The organism is Pontibacter ramchanderi (assembly GCF_002846395.1).
In the GTDB taxonomy this organism is placed as follows: Bacteria; Bacteroidota; Bacteroidia; order Cytophagales; family Hymenobacteraceae; genus Pontibacter; species Pontibacter ramchanderi.
Window position 1 is genome coordinate 664518 of record NZ_PJMU01000001.1, and the last position, 16124, is coordinate 680641.

At 49.1% G+C, this 16124-nt stretch carries 10 protein-coding genes; 1 reads left to right on the forward strand and 9 read right to left on the reverse strand.

Annotated features, from left to right (window positions below; genetic code table 11):
- Window positions 1-2: 2 nt before the first annotated feature.
- The 4 genes from hisC to BD749_RS02855 form a co-directional block, all read right to left on the reverse strand.
- A complete protein-coding gene (gene hisC, locus BD749_RS02840) occupies window positions 3-1049 on the reverse strand; it encodes a histidinol-phosphate transaminase (RefSeq protein WP_101442854.1) in 1047 nt (348 codons plus the stop codon).
- On the reverse strand, window positions 1042-2331 hold the full coding sequence (gene hisD / locus BD749_RS02845; RefSeq protein ID WP_101443595.1) for a histidinol dehydrogenase: 1290 nt from the start codon (window positions 2329-2331) through the stop codon (window positions 1042-1044). Before hisD ends, hisC begins: the two co-directional genes overlap by 8 nt.
- Window positions 2331-3182 carry an ATP phosphoribosyltransferase gene (gene hisG, locus BD749_RS02850; RefSeq protein WP_101443596.1) on the reverse strand — a complete coding sequence of 284 codons (852 nt, stop codon included), beginning with the start codon at window positions 3180-3182 and terminating at the stop codon, window positions 2331-2333. Before hisG ends, hisD begins: the two co-directional genes overlap by 1 nt.
- Before the next feature lie 362 nt (window positions 3183-3544).
- Window positions 3545-7951 carry an MBG domain-containing protein gene (locus BD749_RS02855; protein ID WP_101442855.1) on the reverse strand — a complete coding sequence of 1469 codons (4407 nt, stop codon included), beginning with the start codon at window positions 7949-7951 and terminating at the stop codon, window positions 3545-3547.
- Window positions 7952-8450: 499 nt separating this feature from the next.
- Between BD749_RS02855 and BD749_RS02860 the strand changes: the two genes are divergently transcribed.
- The gene (locus tag BD749_RS02860; protein WP_101442856.1) at window positions 8451-9317 is read left to right on the forward strand and encodes a DUF2911 domain-containing protein; all 867 of its coding nucleotides are present in this window, start codon (window positions 8451-8453) and stop codon (window positions 9315-9317) included.
- A gap of 63 nt (window positions 9318-9380) precedes the next feature.
- Here BD749_RS02860 and BD749_RS02865 read toward each other — a convergent pair whose 3' ends face one another.
- From BD749_RS02865 to mnmA, 5 genes are read right to left on the reverse strand one after another with little or no spacing between them, the layout of a single operon-like run.
- Window positions 9381-11810 carry a TonB-dependent receptor gene (locus BD749_RS02865; RefSeq protein ID WP_101442857.1) on the reverse strand — a complete coding sequence of 810 codons (2430 nt, stop codon included), beginning with the start codon at window positions 11808-11810 and terminating at the stop codon, window positions 9381-9383.
- Window positions 11811-11831: 21 nt separating this feature from the next.
- The gene (rpe, locus tag BD749_RS02870; RefSeq protein ID WP_101442858.1) at window positions 11832-12485 is read right to left on the reverse strand and encodes a ribulose-phosphate 3-epimerase; all 654 of its coding nucleotides are present in this window, start codon (window positions 12483-12485) and stop codon (window positions 11832-11834) included.
- 56 nt (window positions 12486-12541) lie between these two features.
- Window positions 12542-14176 carry a S8 family serine peptidase gene (locus tag BD749_RS02875; protein WP_101442859.1) on the reverse strand — a complete coding sequence of 545 codons (1635 nt, stop codon included), beginning with the start codon at window positions 14174-14176 and terminating at the stop codon, window positions 12542-12544.
- Window positions 14177-14181: 5 nt separating this feature from the next.
- On the reverse strand, window positions 14182-14916 hold the full coding sequence (locus BD749_RS02880) for a hypothetical protein (RefSeq protein ID WP_101442860.1): 735 nt from the start codon (window positions 14914-14916) through the stop codon (window positions 14182-14184).
- Window positions 14916-16043 carry a tRNA 2-thiouridine(34) synthase MnmA gene (mnmA, locus tag BD749_RS02885; protein ID WP_101442861.1) on the reverse strand — a complete coding sequence of 376 codons (1128 nt, stop codon included), beginning with the start codon at window positions 16041-16043 and terminating at the stop codon, window positions 14916-14918. The genes BD749_RS02880 and mnmA overlap by 1 nt, the downstream gene beginning before the upstream one ends.
- Between the last annotated feature and the right edge of the window lie 81 nt (window positions 16044-16124).

Genomic DNA, 16124 nt, shown 5'->3' on the forward strand with positions numbered 1-16124 from the left:
GCTTATTTAAAATTAGAAATAGCCTGAAACAGCTGCTGGTTTTCGTCGACGGTACCAATTGAAATACGCAGGCACCCTTCGCAGCCTGGTAAGCTGGAACGGTTGCGCACCACAATCCCCTGTTCCAGCAGATAGGTATACAAACGATTGGCTTCCTTCACTTTCACCAACAGAAAATTGGCGTCTGATGGGTATACCTTTTCAACGGCATCCAGCGTCGGGAGTGCCTGCACCAGCATTTCCCTCTCCTGCACGATCTCCTCAATCATGTAAGTGAGTTGCTCTTCCTGCTCCAGTGCTTTCAGAGCCAGCTCCTGCGTAGCTTCGTTGATGTTGTAAGGCGGCTTGATCTTGTCGAGCAGCGCAATGATCTCCTCCGAGGCGAAGGCCATACCTAGCCGCAGACCGGCCATACCCCAGGCTTTGGAGAAAGTTTGCAGTACCACCAGGTTCGGATACTCCGCCAGGCGGGTAGTCCAGCTTGGTTCATCGGCAAAATCAATATAGGCTTCATCGACTATTACCAATCCATCAAAATTATCCAGCAGAGTCTCGATGCTCTCCGCCTCGATCAGGTTACCGGTCGGGTTGTTGGGCGAGCAGACAAAGATCAATTTCGTCGTGTCTTTCACATTTCGTAATACCTCCAGCACCGGGATCTGGAACTCAGGTGTCAACTGCACAGCGTCCAGTTGCACCTCGTTCAGGTTGGCCGACACTTCATACATACCGTAGGTTGGTGGCAGGTGCAGCATGCTGTCCTGCCCCGGTCGACACACCATGCGGAATAACAGGTCGATGGCCTCGTCGGAGCCGTTGCCAAGGAATACTTGGGAAGGTTTCACCCCTTTTATTTCGGCGATCTTCTTCTTCAGCTTTTTCTGGTGCGGGTCTGGGTAGCGGTTATACCTTTCGCCAGCCAGACTGCCCAGGTTATTTTCATTCGCATCAATAAAGACACTGGCTGCCCCTTTGAACTCATCGCGGGCTGATGAGTAGGCTTTCATCTTCAGTACGTTCGGGCGTACGATATTTTCCAGGTTAAACATGTTGCACCTCCTTCAATCTGATACTCACAGCGTTTTTATGTGCCTCCAATCCCTCAGCGGCCGCCATCACCTCAATGGTTTTTCCGATGTTCTGCAAGCCTGCCGGCGTAATGTGCTGGAACGTGATCTTCTTGACAAAGCTATCGAGCGACACGCCACTGTAGGCACGGGCATAGGCATTGGTAGGCAAGGTATGGTTTGTGCCGGAGGCATAATCACCGGCAGACTCCGGGCTATAGTTACCCAGGAAGACCGAACCGGCATTGGTGATTTCATCCAGCACCTCTTCAAAATTACTGATCGAAAGAATCAGGTGCTCCGGTGCGTACAGGTTCGAGAAAGCCAGCATTTCATCAACGTTGCTGAGCAATATACCCAGGCTGTTTTCCAACGCTTTGGCGGCAAACTCCCGGCGAGGCAGCACCGCAAGCTGCGCCTGCAACTCCTGCTCCACCCGGCTCAGCATGTCGGCTGAATTGCTGAGTAACACCACCTGCGAGTCTGCCCCGTGCTCGGCCTGTGACAAGAGGTCGGCCGCCACAAAAGCCGCGTCAGCTGACTCATCGGCAATGACCAGCACTTCGGATGGGCCTGCCGGCAGGTCGATAGCCACACCGGTTTTACTGAGCATCTGCTTGGCCACGGTTACGTACTGGTTTCCCGGACCAAAGATCTTGTTCACGGCAGGTATAGAGTCCGTGCCAAACGCCATGGCAGCTATTGCCTGCGCTCCACCTACTTTGGCGATCTTATCTATACCTAAGAGGGAAGCCGTATAGCGAATGGCCGGATGTATCGATCCGCCTTTGCCGGGTGGTGTGCACAGTATTATTTCTTTGCATCCTGCCAATCGGGCCGGCACTCCTAACATCAGCAAGGTCGAAAACAAGGGGGCCGTACCTCCCGGAATGTAAAGGCCTACCCGGTCGATGGGCACGCTTTTTCGCCAGCATGTCACACCTGGCATTGTCTCCACCTGTTTCGGTTGCTCCGCCTGCTGGGCATGGAAAAGCTGTATATTACTGAATGCCTGCAAAATGGCAGCTTTTAACTCTTCAGACAGCTCAGCTTCAGCGGCGGCTATCTCATCTGCAGCAGCATAGAGCGCGTTCAATTGCACGCCATCATATTGCTGGGTCAAAGTACGCAGGGCATCGTCTCCCTGCTCCTGCACCAGCCGAAAAGTCTGGGCTATACCTGCCTCCAGGTCTTCAAAATGCTGTGTAGGCCGCTTAACCAGTTCCTGCCAGTCTGCTTTGGCTGGGTATTTAATTCTGCGCATCATATGATCATTTTTTCGATTGGAACTACCAGTATACCTTGGGCACCGGCTTCCTTCAACTTTTCAATAATCTCCCAAAAATCATCTTCGTTGACTACGGAGTGCAGCGAACTCCAGCCCTTCTCGGCCAATGGAAGTATAGACGGCGACTTGGCGCCGGGCAACAGTTGACTGATCTCCTCTATTTTTTCGTTCGGGGCGTTGAGCAAAATATACTTCGCTTTCTGGGCACGCTGCACGGCGTGTATGCGGAAGAGCAACTTATTCAAAATCTCCTGTTTCTCTGCATCAAGACCGCCATTGGCGATCAGTACCGCCTGTGACTTAAACACCCGCTCCACTTCACGCAAGCCATTGCTGATAAGGGTACTACCTGAGCTCACAATATCGCAAATGGCGTCGGCCAGACCGATGCTGGGGGCAATCTCTACCGAACCGCTGATTGTATGTATGTTGGCCTGCACGCCATTTTCGGTAAGGTAAGTCTGCAGAATTTTAGGGTAGGATGTTGCGATGCTCTTGCCTTGCAGATCACTGATACTGCTGTAGCTGTCACTTTTCGGAACAGCCAGTGACAAGCGGCATTTGGAGAAGCCGAGCTGTTCGACTGCCAGGTGTTGCATTCCTTCTTCTACCAGCACATTTTCTCCTACTATGCCAATATCAGCAACGCCATCTGCCACATAGCCAGGAATGTCATCATCGCGCAGGTATAGGATCTCCAATGGGAAATTCGTTGATTCGGTTTTGAGTTTAAGCGAGCTGTTGATGAACGAAATGCCGCACTCACGAATGAGTTTTAGCGAGTCTTCACTCAGCCTGCCGGATTTTTGAATTGCTAAACGTAGCATATAAATTTTATGGATTAAGTAGGTACAAATAAGAAAGTCCTTGCCTGTGGCAAAGTACAGAAAGGGTATCAATACCCTTCAGGGGGCTATATGGTGTTATGATTCCTCTTACGAGGAATGATGGAAATGATGATGCGCAGCAGTACCACAGGCAACAGGCGCTGCCGTAGAAGTGAAAGAAATGATATGTAGCGTGGTTTTGCTCATACTGCTGGGGCAAAGGTAAGCTGGTTTTTGGTTTATACAAAAAACTACCGATAATGTTTTCGACAGGTTTAATTTGGCCCTTAAATAAAAAGGCACCCGTCAGTTACGACAAGTGCCTTTTTATTTAAGGGCCATAAAACCCTGCTGGTGTCAGCTTACTTTTTGAGGATCATCTTGATGGACTGTGCTTTAGTACCAGTGATCAGACGGGCAAAGTATACACCTTCAGCCAGATTGCGGGCATCCAGTTCATACTCGTATACCTGTCCGGCCTCAGCCTTACCAGTCGCCACCTTCTTGATCAAGGAACCTCTCACATCGTACACTTCCAGCGCAAACTGCTCTTCTGTGTCGAAAGCGAAACGAATCGTGGTTCTATCAGAGAACGCGTTCGGATAGTTGTCGAAGCGAGCGGAAGACAGGCCTTCCAGTTGGTCAGCAGTTTCGAGTTTTTTGCCACCTGGGGTGGCAGCAATTTCTTTCGCTTCATGAATCACGATAGAACCGCCGCCTGTACCGTGGTTGCCTAGAAGGGTAGCTTCGTCCCCGTTTTCAGCTGAGCCAAGTCCGTTATCATACACTACCTGGTTTTTGCTGTCAACGATTTTGATTCTAAACTTATCAGCGTTAGGCGTACCTTTCGTGTCGCCGTCGATGGCAACGATAGTGAATTTAAAGCCTGTCTGACCATTTACAGTACCAGTACCACGGTAGGTTGCCTTACCACCAGCTATTACAAGCGATCCGGACTCGTGCATCGTACTCTTGAAATTTAGGTTGCCTGCGCTGAACTGAAACTCTGTGTTACCGTCGACCTGGCTGCTGCCTTTCTTGTATTTCGACACGAATCCAAAATTCGCTTTGCCAACTACTGTTCTATCAGCTGCAAGTGCTCCTTCTGGAGAATTAATCCAGCCGCCACCTGTAACGAAGCTACCGCTTGCATCAAACACAGGAATATAAGCTTCTGAAATAGCGCAGTCAGAGCCAACCTGAGCTACCACCCTATAAACACCCAGAGTTAATCCTGAAACACTTGTAGTAGCTATACCCGCTGTGTTCGTTGGAACAGTTTTTCTAAACATCTCACCATTACCTTCATCAGTTACGATGAAAGTTACTTCAACATCTTTCACATTAGGTGATATAACTGCGTAAAGATTAGCAGGTTGTCCAAATGCAACAGGTGAGCTGCTAGCGCTGGCATCGATTGTTACTCCAGCGAATGTAAGTTTCCCTGGAACATAATCAATGTTATAATTTGAAAGCCCTGTACCAACAGCATTATTAATATTTATTGAATAACCATTAACAGCATTTGGAGATGAAGCAGCCGCACCATTGCTGGAAATCGAAGCTGAATTAACAGCATCGTTTGCTACAAGTGAACCATTCGTGATACTAAACTCAGTACCATTAAAAGTAATCCCTTCACCACAATATTTTTCTCTGTTGTTAGCGGTAATGGTTAATGGTCGCTTACCGATGGTGATTGCAACTTCACCCTGGTCGTCGTTGTAGTTACCAGTCACATCAGTGAACCTCCAAGAAGCAGTGCCGCCCGGAGCGTTGGTGAAAGTTGTGCCTAGGTCAAGACCGGCAAGCTCCTCGCCTTTCACACCTTTGGCAGTTCCGGATGCACCGTGAGCATTGCCATCATAAGTAGCTGTTGAGCCTTGCACAGCGATAGTAGCACTAGCCTTACCGATGCCAAAAGTTTTACTGTCGGAAGAACTATAGTAGTTGTTGTTACCAGCGTAGCTGTAGCTAGCTGTGGCAATACCAGCATTCACGTTGTTGGTGTACTCAGCAATTGGGGTCAGGTTTAAGCCGCCTGCACCTGTCACACTTACTGTCGCCGGCGTGATAGCAGAGCCAGTGTAGGTAAAAGGTGCACCTGTGACAGTAACAATTGTGGTAGTAGGAGCCTTGTTAATTACGATATCGGCGGTTCCGTTAGCAGCTTTGTGGTTGGCGTCACCTGCGAATGTCCAAGAAGCGGTGCCTCCAGGAACATTCGTGAAGCTCTCACCAAAGTTCAGTTGATTCGACAGATTTTCGCCTCTAGCACCAGTTGCTGTGCCAGTGGCACTGTAAGAATTACCATCGTAGGTAACAGTTTTTCCAATAACTGCGATAATGGCATCGGCCTTATCAACAGAAATGGTTACAATTTTAGTGGCTGCATTGTAATTATTGGTTGCAGTGGCAGTTACGCTCAGAGTCTGGTTTGCACCTGCATTCAGATAAGTGCCAGCGCCTGGGGTATAAATCAGGGTGCCGTCACCATTCGTAACAGAAGCGTTTAATTCTGTCTCGCCAAGGGCAGTGCCGTAAACGATCTTCCCGGGAGCAGTCCAGGAAATAACCTGATCAGCTTTGTTGATGCTAATCTCAACGCTACCGTTGGCTTGGTTGTAATTATTATTGCCAGTGAATGACCAGTTAGCAGTACCGCCAGGCACGTTTGTGAAGCTTTCGCCAAGGTTGAGCAGACTAGTAAGGTCTTCATTCTTTACTCCAGAGGCCGTGCCAGAAGCGGCGTGTGCAGCGCCGTTATATGTAACGGTCTGACCTTTAACTACAATAGTGGCATTGGCCTTACCAATTACGAAGTTCTTACTATCTGAAGAAGGAAGGTAGTTGGTACCACCTAAATAATAAAAACTGGCGGTAGCAGTACCTGCATCCACGTTGTTTACATATTCCGGAGTTGGAGTCAGGTTCAGACCAGGGCCTGTTACTGTTACAGACGCAGGTGTGATGGCAGAGCCAGTATAGGTAAATGGACCATCAGCCACTGTTACAATTGTCGTAGTGGCTGCTCTTTCAATTTTAAGCGTTCCGTTTACAGGGGAGGCTTCATAGTTCGGGTTATTCAAGCTAGCAACAACTGTGTAGTCGCCTGCGTTGGTGCCCTTACCACTGACAACTACTCCCTCAACAACAGGTGTGGCAATAGCTGTAGCGGCCTTCTCTGTACCGTCATAAGTATGGGTCAAGTTGTCAAGAGCAAGTGTAACAGTCGCCTTTTTAATGGTAAAAGTCTTGCTATCTGATGAGCCAAGATGGTTAACGCCTCCAGAGTAAGTAGCAGTTGCAGTGTAAGTACCTGCATTGGTAGGTGCTATAGTTGAGGAAGCATATACAGTTGGTGCTATACCTACATAGAAAACAGTTACCGCCTCATCTAGTTCACCGGCTCCTGTCACCCTTGCAGACCCACCATGCGCTGAAGCATTATAAGTCCCATCATTAATATTAACCACAGTTGCGGTTGGAGCTTTTGAGATAGTCAACTCTCCATATACTGGCTTGAAACTATAGTTAACTGCGCTCAGTCCTTCCACTACAGGAGTAACAGCATAAGCCACAGCACGATAATCCGTTGCGGTAGTAGCCTCTCCTGAATAAGTAACAGAACCGCTTATTACACTTGAAGTTTCATTATTGACGAAACCTGTAATGGTGGAAGTAAAAGCAGAGAAAGTATTACCGTCATAAGTCTTGCTTTTCGAATCAGCTGTTACTGTAAGTTCCTTCTTGTTTACAGTTATTGAATTCGTTTCACTAGCTCCTAAATACTGTGATGCATCACTAGGTGTGAAAGTAACTGACAAAGGATAAGCTGATGATGAAAATGGAAGTATAGTAGAATGAGTTACTACCGTTGTTCCTTGTTTATATTCATACGTGCCTGCTACTTCAGCACCATTGAACCTTGCTACAGCATTCAACTTCCCTTGTAAACTAGTACCGTAAGTTACAGTTCCAGCTGTTGCCCAATCTATAGAAGGCTGTAGTTGATTTTGAACTACAACCTTTTTGTAGAGAGCTGCATCTCTTGTAGTTTCAGAATAAGTTATAACTCCTTTGTTATTTGTTTCTTTCTTTACTGCTAAGATGTAATACTCTCCATTTGGAACAAACTGTCCATTGCTTGCTCCACTTTGATTGTTTTTACCATCCCAACTTACTTCAAGCTCACCATTCACTTGTCCAGTGCTTGAAACTCGGGTGAAGTCTGTTTCCCAAACTAGTTCACCTTGAATGCTTCCTTTTTTAATCCTAATGCCCATATCAATAGGGCCAGCACCAAAGTTTACACCAGTTATAGCTAAACTTTGGTTTAAGACGGGTGAGAAAGTTGATTTATCAACGCTCTTGATTTGCGCTTCACCATCTGTAAAATAAGTTACTGCTTGGTATCCAGATTGTTTACCGTCAACAACAACTTTAAAAGCTACACCTAAGTGACGTTCTTCAATTTGATAACTAATCGTCCATGTGCCGTCTTTATTCACCTTAGTATCATGATAACCATGATGATGAGTATGAGCCGGAGTCTCTTCTAAGTGAATGTCTACTAAGCTATCCTGCATCCAGCCATAGCCAGTAATAATAGCAACTTCCCCTGGTGAATAATCATCCTTATCGGACATCACAGTAGGTGCATAAGTATCAAAGGCACTCACGCCTGCAAATGAGAGGGTTGCAAGCATCGTGACCACATAAAGCAGCCGCCACTTTAAAATGTGTTTTAGTAAAAGTTTACCATTCATAATTGTTTGTGTAAAGGGTTAAGGGTTAAAAGCTTTCAAATAATCTCACCTTTTGAACTTTTAGGTGCACCAGTTAATAATCGATCGTTTATATTTAAGTCTGTGCCAAATAAAAAAGAACATAGCTTTCCTGATCAATGCTGAGCATCATCCTGAAAACTTGTTCCTTGCAAATAAAGTCAAAGCTTATATTATTTAAATTTATCAGTAGTTCTATACAAAAATACTCGGAAAAGGTTATACTGATCAAATAAATTTTATAGTTATTTTTATAGAATTATAAAATTTATATATCTTGCATCCAATGTTATCATGACTACAATCCAATGAATTGCCATGTACAATCGTTAGTACAATGTTATGGTTATAACTGTTATGAAAAGCAGTGCTATTTTAAGTTAACTTTGTATCAGAATCTTGATAAATGTTTTTTGACGTTCTGGCATAATTTTTTCGGTTACCTCAACACTATCAAAGACGCGCTTTACGTATTTATATCATGAAAAAGTATCTGCTCAGTATTTTTGCGGTGTTGTTTTGCCTTGCTTTAATGGAGCAGGCAAGTGCACAAATTAAACTGCCACAGGCTAGCCCTGCGGCTATGGTGAAACAAACCATCGGATTGACAGATATAACGGTGCGCTATCATGCACCCGGTGTTAAAGGACGACAGATCTTTGGCTCACTCGTACCCTATGGCAAGCTCTGGCGAGCAGGTGCCAACGAAGCGACCCTGATTTCGTTCGAAGATGATCTTTTCCTGAACCACGAGCGCGTACCGGCTGGCACTTACTCTTTCTTTATCCTGCCTGAAAATGAAACAGAGTGGAACATTGTACTGAACAAAGACACGACGCTTTGGGGTTTGGAGGGCTATAGCGAGTTGAATGATGTGGCTTATCTGCGGGTGACTCCTAAGAAAATACCTTTTCAGGAAACGCTGCAGTTTGCTTTTAGCGATATCAGCACCAATACAGGCACGCTAAACCTGACTTGGGAGAACTCGCAGGTATCGATCCGCATTGAAACAGAAATCGAGAAAAAGGCATTGGCTAATATCAACAAGGCGCTCAAAGCAGCTGCTCCGGACGACTGGTATACCTGGGCACAAGCCGCCGATTACCTGATTTCCAGAAAAGACCAGCACGAGAAAGCACTGGAGTATGTGAACAAATCGATTGCCATCAAAGAGAACTTCTACAACAACTGGGTGAAAGCGAGACTTTACGCCCTGAACCGCGAATACCAGGTGGCGGCTAACCTGAGTGCAAAGGCCATGCAGTTAGGCCCTAACGAACCGGAATCGTACCAGACCTATGCACGGGAAATTGAATCATCCTATAACGAGTGGAAAAAGCGCAGGTAATCGCCTCTATACCTAATATGAATGAGCGGAGCTATGAAATTCGTGGCTCCGCTTTTTTATACCTTAAAAACGGGCTATAAAACGAAGGTTGAGGCGACGGCCCGTCAGGAAATTAGGTATAGCATAAGTCAGGTTGTTCACGTCAGTCACGTAGCTGTAAGAGATGCGGTTCTGTGCATCGATGATGTTGAGCACCTCCAAACCAATCCACATACTTTCCAGCGACACTTTCTTACGTTCTGTCAGCTCATCCCCTAAGGCGATCAGCTTCGAAAAACCAATGTCTACCCTCTTGTAAGACTTGCCGGAGAAAGCGTTACGGAACTCTGGACGGTTAGGGGGTCCGAAAGGCAGGCCGCTGCCATACACGGCGTTCAGGTACATCCGGATGGTAGGATTGTCGGGCAGGTGATCCTGAAAGAAAACGCCGATATTCACTAGTTGGTCGGTTGGCCTTCGCAAATAGCCACGGTCTCTGCTCCCGATGATCTCGCCTGTACTACTGTAAACCAGGCTGGAGTCCCCCTGCACGTTTTCCCGCGTTTGCATCAGTCCCAGACTCAGCCACGATTCGGCTCCAGGTATAAACTCTCCGTTCACCCGCACGTCTATACCTGCCGCATAGGCTTTGGCGTTGTTCTGGCCGTAGTAGCGTAGTCGCACATTGTCCAGGTCATAAGGCACTACGTTGGTCATGTGTTTGTAATAGGCTTCCGTCGTCAGTTTAAAATCGCGGTCCCATGCTTTGAACAGGTAATCGCTACCAATAACGGCGTGTAAAGAGCGCTGGGCTTTTAGCTTAGGATTAAGTTCCCCCTGAAAATTGCGCAACTCCCGGTAAAAGGGGGGCTGGTAATAGAGTCCGACAGCGGCTTTAAAGGAGAGATCTGGATTATGGCGGGTAATGAAGGAGTACTGCACCCGGGGTGTGACCGTCAAATCGTTGTTATAGCTCCAGTAACTGGCCCGGATGCCATAGGTGATCGTCTTGAGTGAATCCAGTTCATAGGTATGCTGCACATAGCCGTTGTAGCGTTGCGTACGCAGGTTGAGCTCAGAGTCGAGACTGTAAGCCATGTTCACGAAGTCAGAGGAGTCGACGAAGCCGTACTCGGACAGCCGATCGTTTATCCGCTCCAGGCTGGCCTTGGCCCCTGCCAGCAAAGTGCTGCGGGAATTTAACCGCCAGGTGTTACGGCTCTCAGCAGCAAGTACCATGGCCTTTAGCGTATTCCGGGCGTGGTCAAACTGACTGCCAATACCCCGGTCGCGCAGGCATTCCCCCATATCGTTGCGACCCAGCGTGTTCACATCGCATAGGCGATACGCAGCCTCTATGTCCCGAAACTCCCGCTCCAGTGATTGCACACCTGACACGATAAACTCTGTGAGTAAATTGTCTGATACCTGGTGACTGAGATTGGTACCAACCTGGTAGGTATCATATTCCATGTTTTCCTGTCCATCGTAGGCAACAAGTAGTCGCAGCGGCGCCTGACGGGTACCGAATGTGGTGGTGCGGGTCTCAGGCTTCACCCGGTAATTGTTGCGGGCATAGCTGCCAAGCAGTCCTAGCGTTGTGCGCTCCGGCTGCTTGCCCAGGTCAAAGCTCAGGTATACCTGCCCGTCCGTAAAAACCGGCCTGTACTGCCCGTCCACCTGCAGCCCTTGCAGCATATATTGGCTGTTCTTGTGTCGCAGGCCCATCAGGTATGAAACACGCTTGTTTTTGGATGCTTCCTCCAGGTGAATAGCCCCACCGGTCAGACTGCCGGTAACAGAACCGGCAAAAGCAGTTGGCCGCTTATACTGGATATTTAGCACCGAGGATAGCTTGTCGCCATACTTGGGTTGCCAGCCTCCGGAGGAAAACTCGACACTGGCGACCAGATCCGGGTTGACAAAACTCAAGCCCTCCTGCTGCGCCGCCGAGATGAGAAAAGGCCGGTAAATCTCAATGCCGTTGACATAAACCAAGTTCTCGTCGTAGTTACCGCCGCGCACCGAGTAGGTGGAGGAGAGTTCGTTGTTGCTGGTAACACCGGGCAGCGTGGCCAGGATCATGTTGAAATCACCGAAAGCAGACGGAAGGGTTTTGGTGAGCGTAGGGTCAAGGCGGGTAACACTAACCTGCTCTCGCGTATCGTCTTCGCGCTTGCCACGCACATCCACCTGCCGCAGTTTCTGCGGGTCGGCTTCCAGCACAAAATCAAGGATTAGCTCCTGCCCTGCCTCCAAGCGGACACTTCTCTCCTGCTGTTTATACCCCAGGTAGCGCACCACCAGTACCAGCTCCTCAGCTGTGGGAACCATTAGACTATACCTGCCCTGTGGATCCGTCTGAACGCCAAGGGTACGGCCCTGTACTCCTATCGTTGCCCTCTCAAGTGGCTGGCGACCGGAGTCCAGAACCGTACCCTTTATAAGTCCCTGCTGTGCATAGACACCTGCTGGCAGCAGCATTAAAAGCCATACCGCAAGAAATCGGTGCATAGAAGGGGTTTAGGTTATAAATTAAGCCTGGTTTTTCAGATTGGCAATGGTCTGCAACGGGTCAGCAGAGTTGAACACAAAGCTACCAGCCACCAGTGCATCGGCACCTTTCTCGAGCAACAATGGCGCATTCTGCTGGTTTACGCCCCCGTCAATCTCGATCAATGCGTTGGAGTTGCGGGAAATGATCAGGTTCTTTAGCGCTTCGATCTTGCGGTAGGTGTTTTCAATGAACTTCTGTCCGCCGAAGCCCGGGTTTACCGACATCACACATACCAGGTCCACGTCTGCAATTACATCGTCGAGCAGTTGTACGGAAGTATGCGGATTGATAGCTATACCTGCCTTGGCTCCTGTTGCTTTAATCTGCTGTATGGTGCGGTGCAGGTGGTTGCAAGCCTCCAGGTGTACTGAAATGATCTCCGCTCCCGCATCTCTGAACTGCTCAATGTACAGCTCCGGCTCCACGATCATCAGGTGCACGTCGAGCGGCTTTTTGGCGTGACGCTGAATGGCCTGCAGCACCGGAAAACCGAAGGAGATGTTCGGCACGAAGCGGCCGTCCATGATGTCGATGTGCAGCCAGTCGGCCTGGCTTTCGTTTAGCATTTCTACTTCTGATTGCAGATTGGCAAAATCAGAGGCAAGTACAGAGGGGGCGATAATTGGTTTCATGAAACAAATATAGAAATTAAGATAGAATCCTTACTGCAAAAATCATCCCTGCGGGGTTACAGCCTGATAAAACGTAAGGTGACAGTCTTGCTATTCGTGCTCACCTGGCAAAGGTAGAGCCCCTTCTTGAGTCGGGAAGGTTTGATGCCGAGCGTGTGAACAGCCTGTTGCGCAGCCAGTTGTTGGGAGTGCAAAAGCTTGCCTGAAGCGTCGTATAATTTTACCAAAGCAGGCTCCTGCTGCCACTTCCCGTCCATCCTGATCACAATAGGCGCTGTGGCTACCGGATTGGTGATGCTGATGCCCGCAGCCATTTCTTCTTCCAGCCCGGTGACAAGTCGGGTATAACTTGGGATGCCGTAGCCAATGGTGTTATTCGGGTTATGGTAGTTGCTGCCCAACTGGCGCACCAGTTCAAGTAATTGCATATTAGTCAGCTTGGGGCGGGCCTGCCAGACACAGGCCACCATACCCGCCATGATTGGCCCCGAAAAGGAGGTGCCACTGGAACGACCAAGGGCCCCGGAAGAAGACAGCACGTATACCTGCTGCCCCATGGCCACCACATCGGGTTTCAACCTTTGGTCGGCGGTAGGACCCACTGAACTGAAAAGCGCAGGGACTGCCAGCGAGTCTACAGCCCCAACAGTGAGCACTGAGTCGGCGTCGGCGGGCGCTGAAATGTAGCGCCAGGCCTTGTTGCCTTCGTTACCGGCACTCGTCACAACCAGCATGCCGGTGGCCGCGGCCAGGTCGGCAGCGCGGGTGATGATTGTGGTGTTGCCGTTGAGTTCGCTGTAGGTATAGCTATAGGAAGGCGCATCGAACAAGGTATAGCCAAGCGAAGAGTTGATCACGTCCACGCCTGCACTGTCGGCATACTCAGCGGCCAGCAGCCAGTTTACCTCTTCTATGTTGTGCTCTGTGGCGGCATCTTCGGTGCGGAAGAGGTAATAATTTGCCTTAGGTGCCGTTCCCACAATGCGACCTGGTTCATAGGCAGCCATCGTAGATAGCACGGAGGTGCCGTGCTGGCTGTGGCCGTATACACTGGCTTTGTTCCCCACAAAATCGTATGTGCCTTTCAGCAGACCATTCTGGTATAAATGCGAGAAAGCCGAAATACTGTTCACTCCCGGAAAACCTGCATCGAACACGGCAATTGTTATGCCCTCTCCCTGAAAGCCAGCCGCATGCAACTCAGGTATACCCAGCATGTTACTCTGGTGAAAAGAAGGCCCGAAGTAAGAAGCGTCGAACGTAACAGAACCCAGCTTCAAGCTATCGATTGACTGCGTTCCTTTTTTTGTATTGGCTGGCAGACGATTCAATTGCTGTGATCCCTTCACAAAGGCAAGGGCTTGCAACTCAACTAGCTTCTCGGGTAAACATTGCACGACTGCCGCATTGAACCAGCGCGAGGTATAGAGCACGTTGACTCCAGCCGCTTTCAGCCCACTTACGTAGGCCGGGTTAACCGGAAGGTCACGAACAGAAAGCGCTATACCTTGCTTGCTGCGGCGTTCGAGGGCCTTAGCAGAAAGGTATAGCGCTGGCTGCTCCAAGGTATAAGGAGAGTCGTTCTTATCAGTGAAGTAAATCAGGTGCTTCTGTACCGCCGCCGTGCTCCCCTGCGCCTTTGTGTAAAGGGCCGACAGTAGGAACCAGATAAGCAGCGTCAGAAATCGCATAGGTGCTAGAGTTTGCCGTGTTCGATTAAGGTTTCCTCGCGTTCGTGTCCGTGGTCAATCTTAAAATCATCCACACAACCTGGCCCGCCCTGGCAGGACACATAATTGACGCGGTCCCACACCCGGTATACCAGGCCTATCCCTTCCGCATAAACTTCGAAGCGATTGTCGTAGATGGTGCTTACGGATCTGAAGTTGTGGACCACGGTGGCGGTAACAGGGTATGTCTGTCCGCTCACCTCGTAGCTTTCTCCAACAGCTTGGTAGGTATAGACCTCTTTGTTGTCTCTTATCTTGCTACCCGCTCCGTCCGTCACCTGTCTTGTATTATACAGATCACCCACGAACTCTAAACCGGTTTTCACAGGAAAAACTAACTTTACGTACTTCGTATTGTCTTTCGTAAGCATGACCATGGTCGGGCTTTTAGCCACCGTCATCACGGAGTCATCCAGCCAGTCTGCATTTGCATCTGGTCGTTTGGACCGGATAATCTTATACACAAGCTGCCCGGTCTGATCGACAAAGCTTGTGTCTACCCGTTCGCGCAACTGGTAATTAAGCCTGGATGGTGTCCCTTCAAAATACCGGGTCTCCTTCACATTGTAAACCCGGTATTGTCCGATCTCCAGCGGATAATAGTCGTAGCCCATCGCCTGCGGGTCGGGGTCCTTGTATTTACTTTCGCAGCCAGCAACAAAAGCGGACAGCACAACCAGAAGCAAAAGGGCTCTTCTCATTATTGCAACACGTTCAGGTTATATTCTGAGTTATAATTTGACTCTATCCAGCCGCCGCCTACTACATCGTTGCCTTCGTAGAACACGGCAGCCTGACCAGGCGCGATCGCATGCACACCGCGCAGGAAATGTACCTTCATTTTGTCACCCTCCTGTTCGATAATGGCCTCTGTGCCCGGGTCGTTATACCTTACTTTGGTAATAGTAGGTATAGGCTGCCCGATCAGGTTCTCATACTTCACCATGTTTAACTTACCAACGGTCATGGCATTTTTGGCCAGGTCTTCGTAGTTGCCGAGCACCACACGGTTCAAGTCCTTCTCTATACGGGTCACGTAGGCCGGGAAACCAAGCGCTATGCCCAGCCCCTTACGCTGCCCGATAGTGTAGAACGGATACCCTTCGTGCTTGCCTACCACAGTACCGTCTTCGAGCACAAACTCGCCTCCGGCCACCTGCTCCTCCAGTCCTTCTACCCGACGCTTCAGGAAACCGCGGTAGTCGTTGTCAGGAATAAAGCAGATCTCGTAAGACTCCGGTTTGTTCACCAATTCGGTAAAACCACGGTCCATCGCCATCTGACGGATCTCGGTCTTGCGCAAACTTCCAAGCGGAAAAATAGTGCGCGCCAAACTTTTCTGAGAAATCCCCCACAAGGCGTAAGACTGGTCTTTGCTTTCATCCAGGCCTTTCGAGATCACATAGCGCCCGTTTTCTTCGCGCACATTGGCGTAGTGCCCGGTCGCTATAAAATCGCAACCCAACTGGTCAGCGCGACGCAGCAGGGCATCCCACTTAATGTGTGTGTTGCAGAGCACGCACGGGTTCGGTGTACGGCCCGCAATGTACTCGTCGGTAAAGTGGTTGATCACAAAATCACCGAACTCTTCGCGAATATCAATGATATAATGCGGGAAACCCAGCTGCACGGCAATGTTTCGGGCATCGTTGATGGAGTCGAGGCTGCAGCAGCCGGTCTCCTTCTTGCTGGCGCCGCTCGAAGCGTAGTCCCATGTCTTCATGGTCATCCCCACTACTTCGTAGCCTTGCTCGTGCAACATCACTGCCGCCACAGAGCTGTCTATGCCGCCGCTCATGGCTACCAATACCCTTCCTAACTTACTCATTTATCTTCAGTATTGTAATTCGAAATGCTATAATTTTTCTACAAAGATAGTAACATCGGGGCACTAATAAAGATTCAGCGG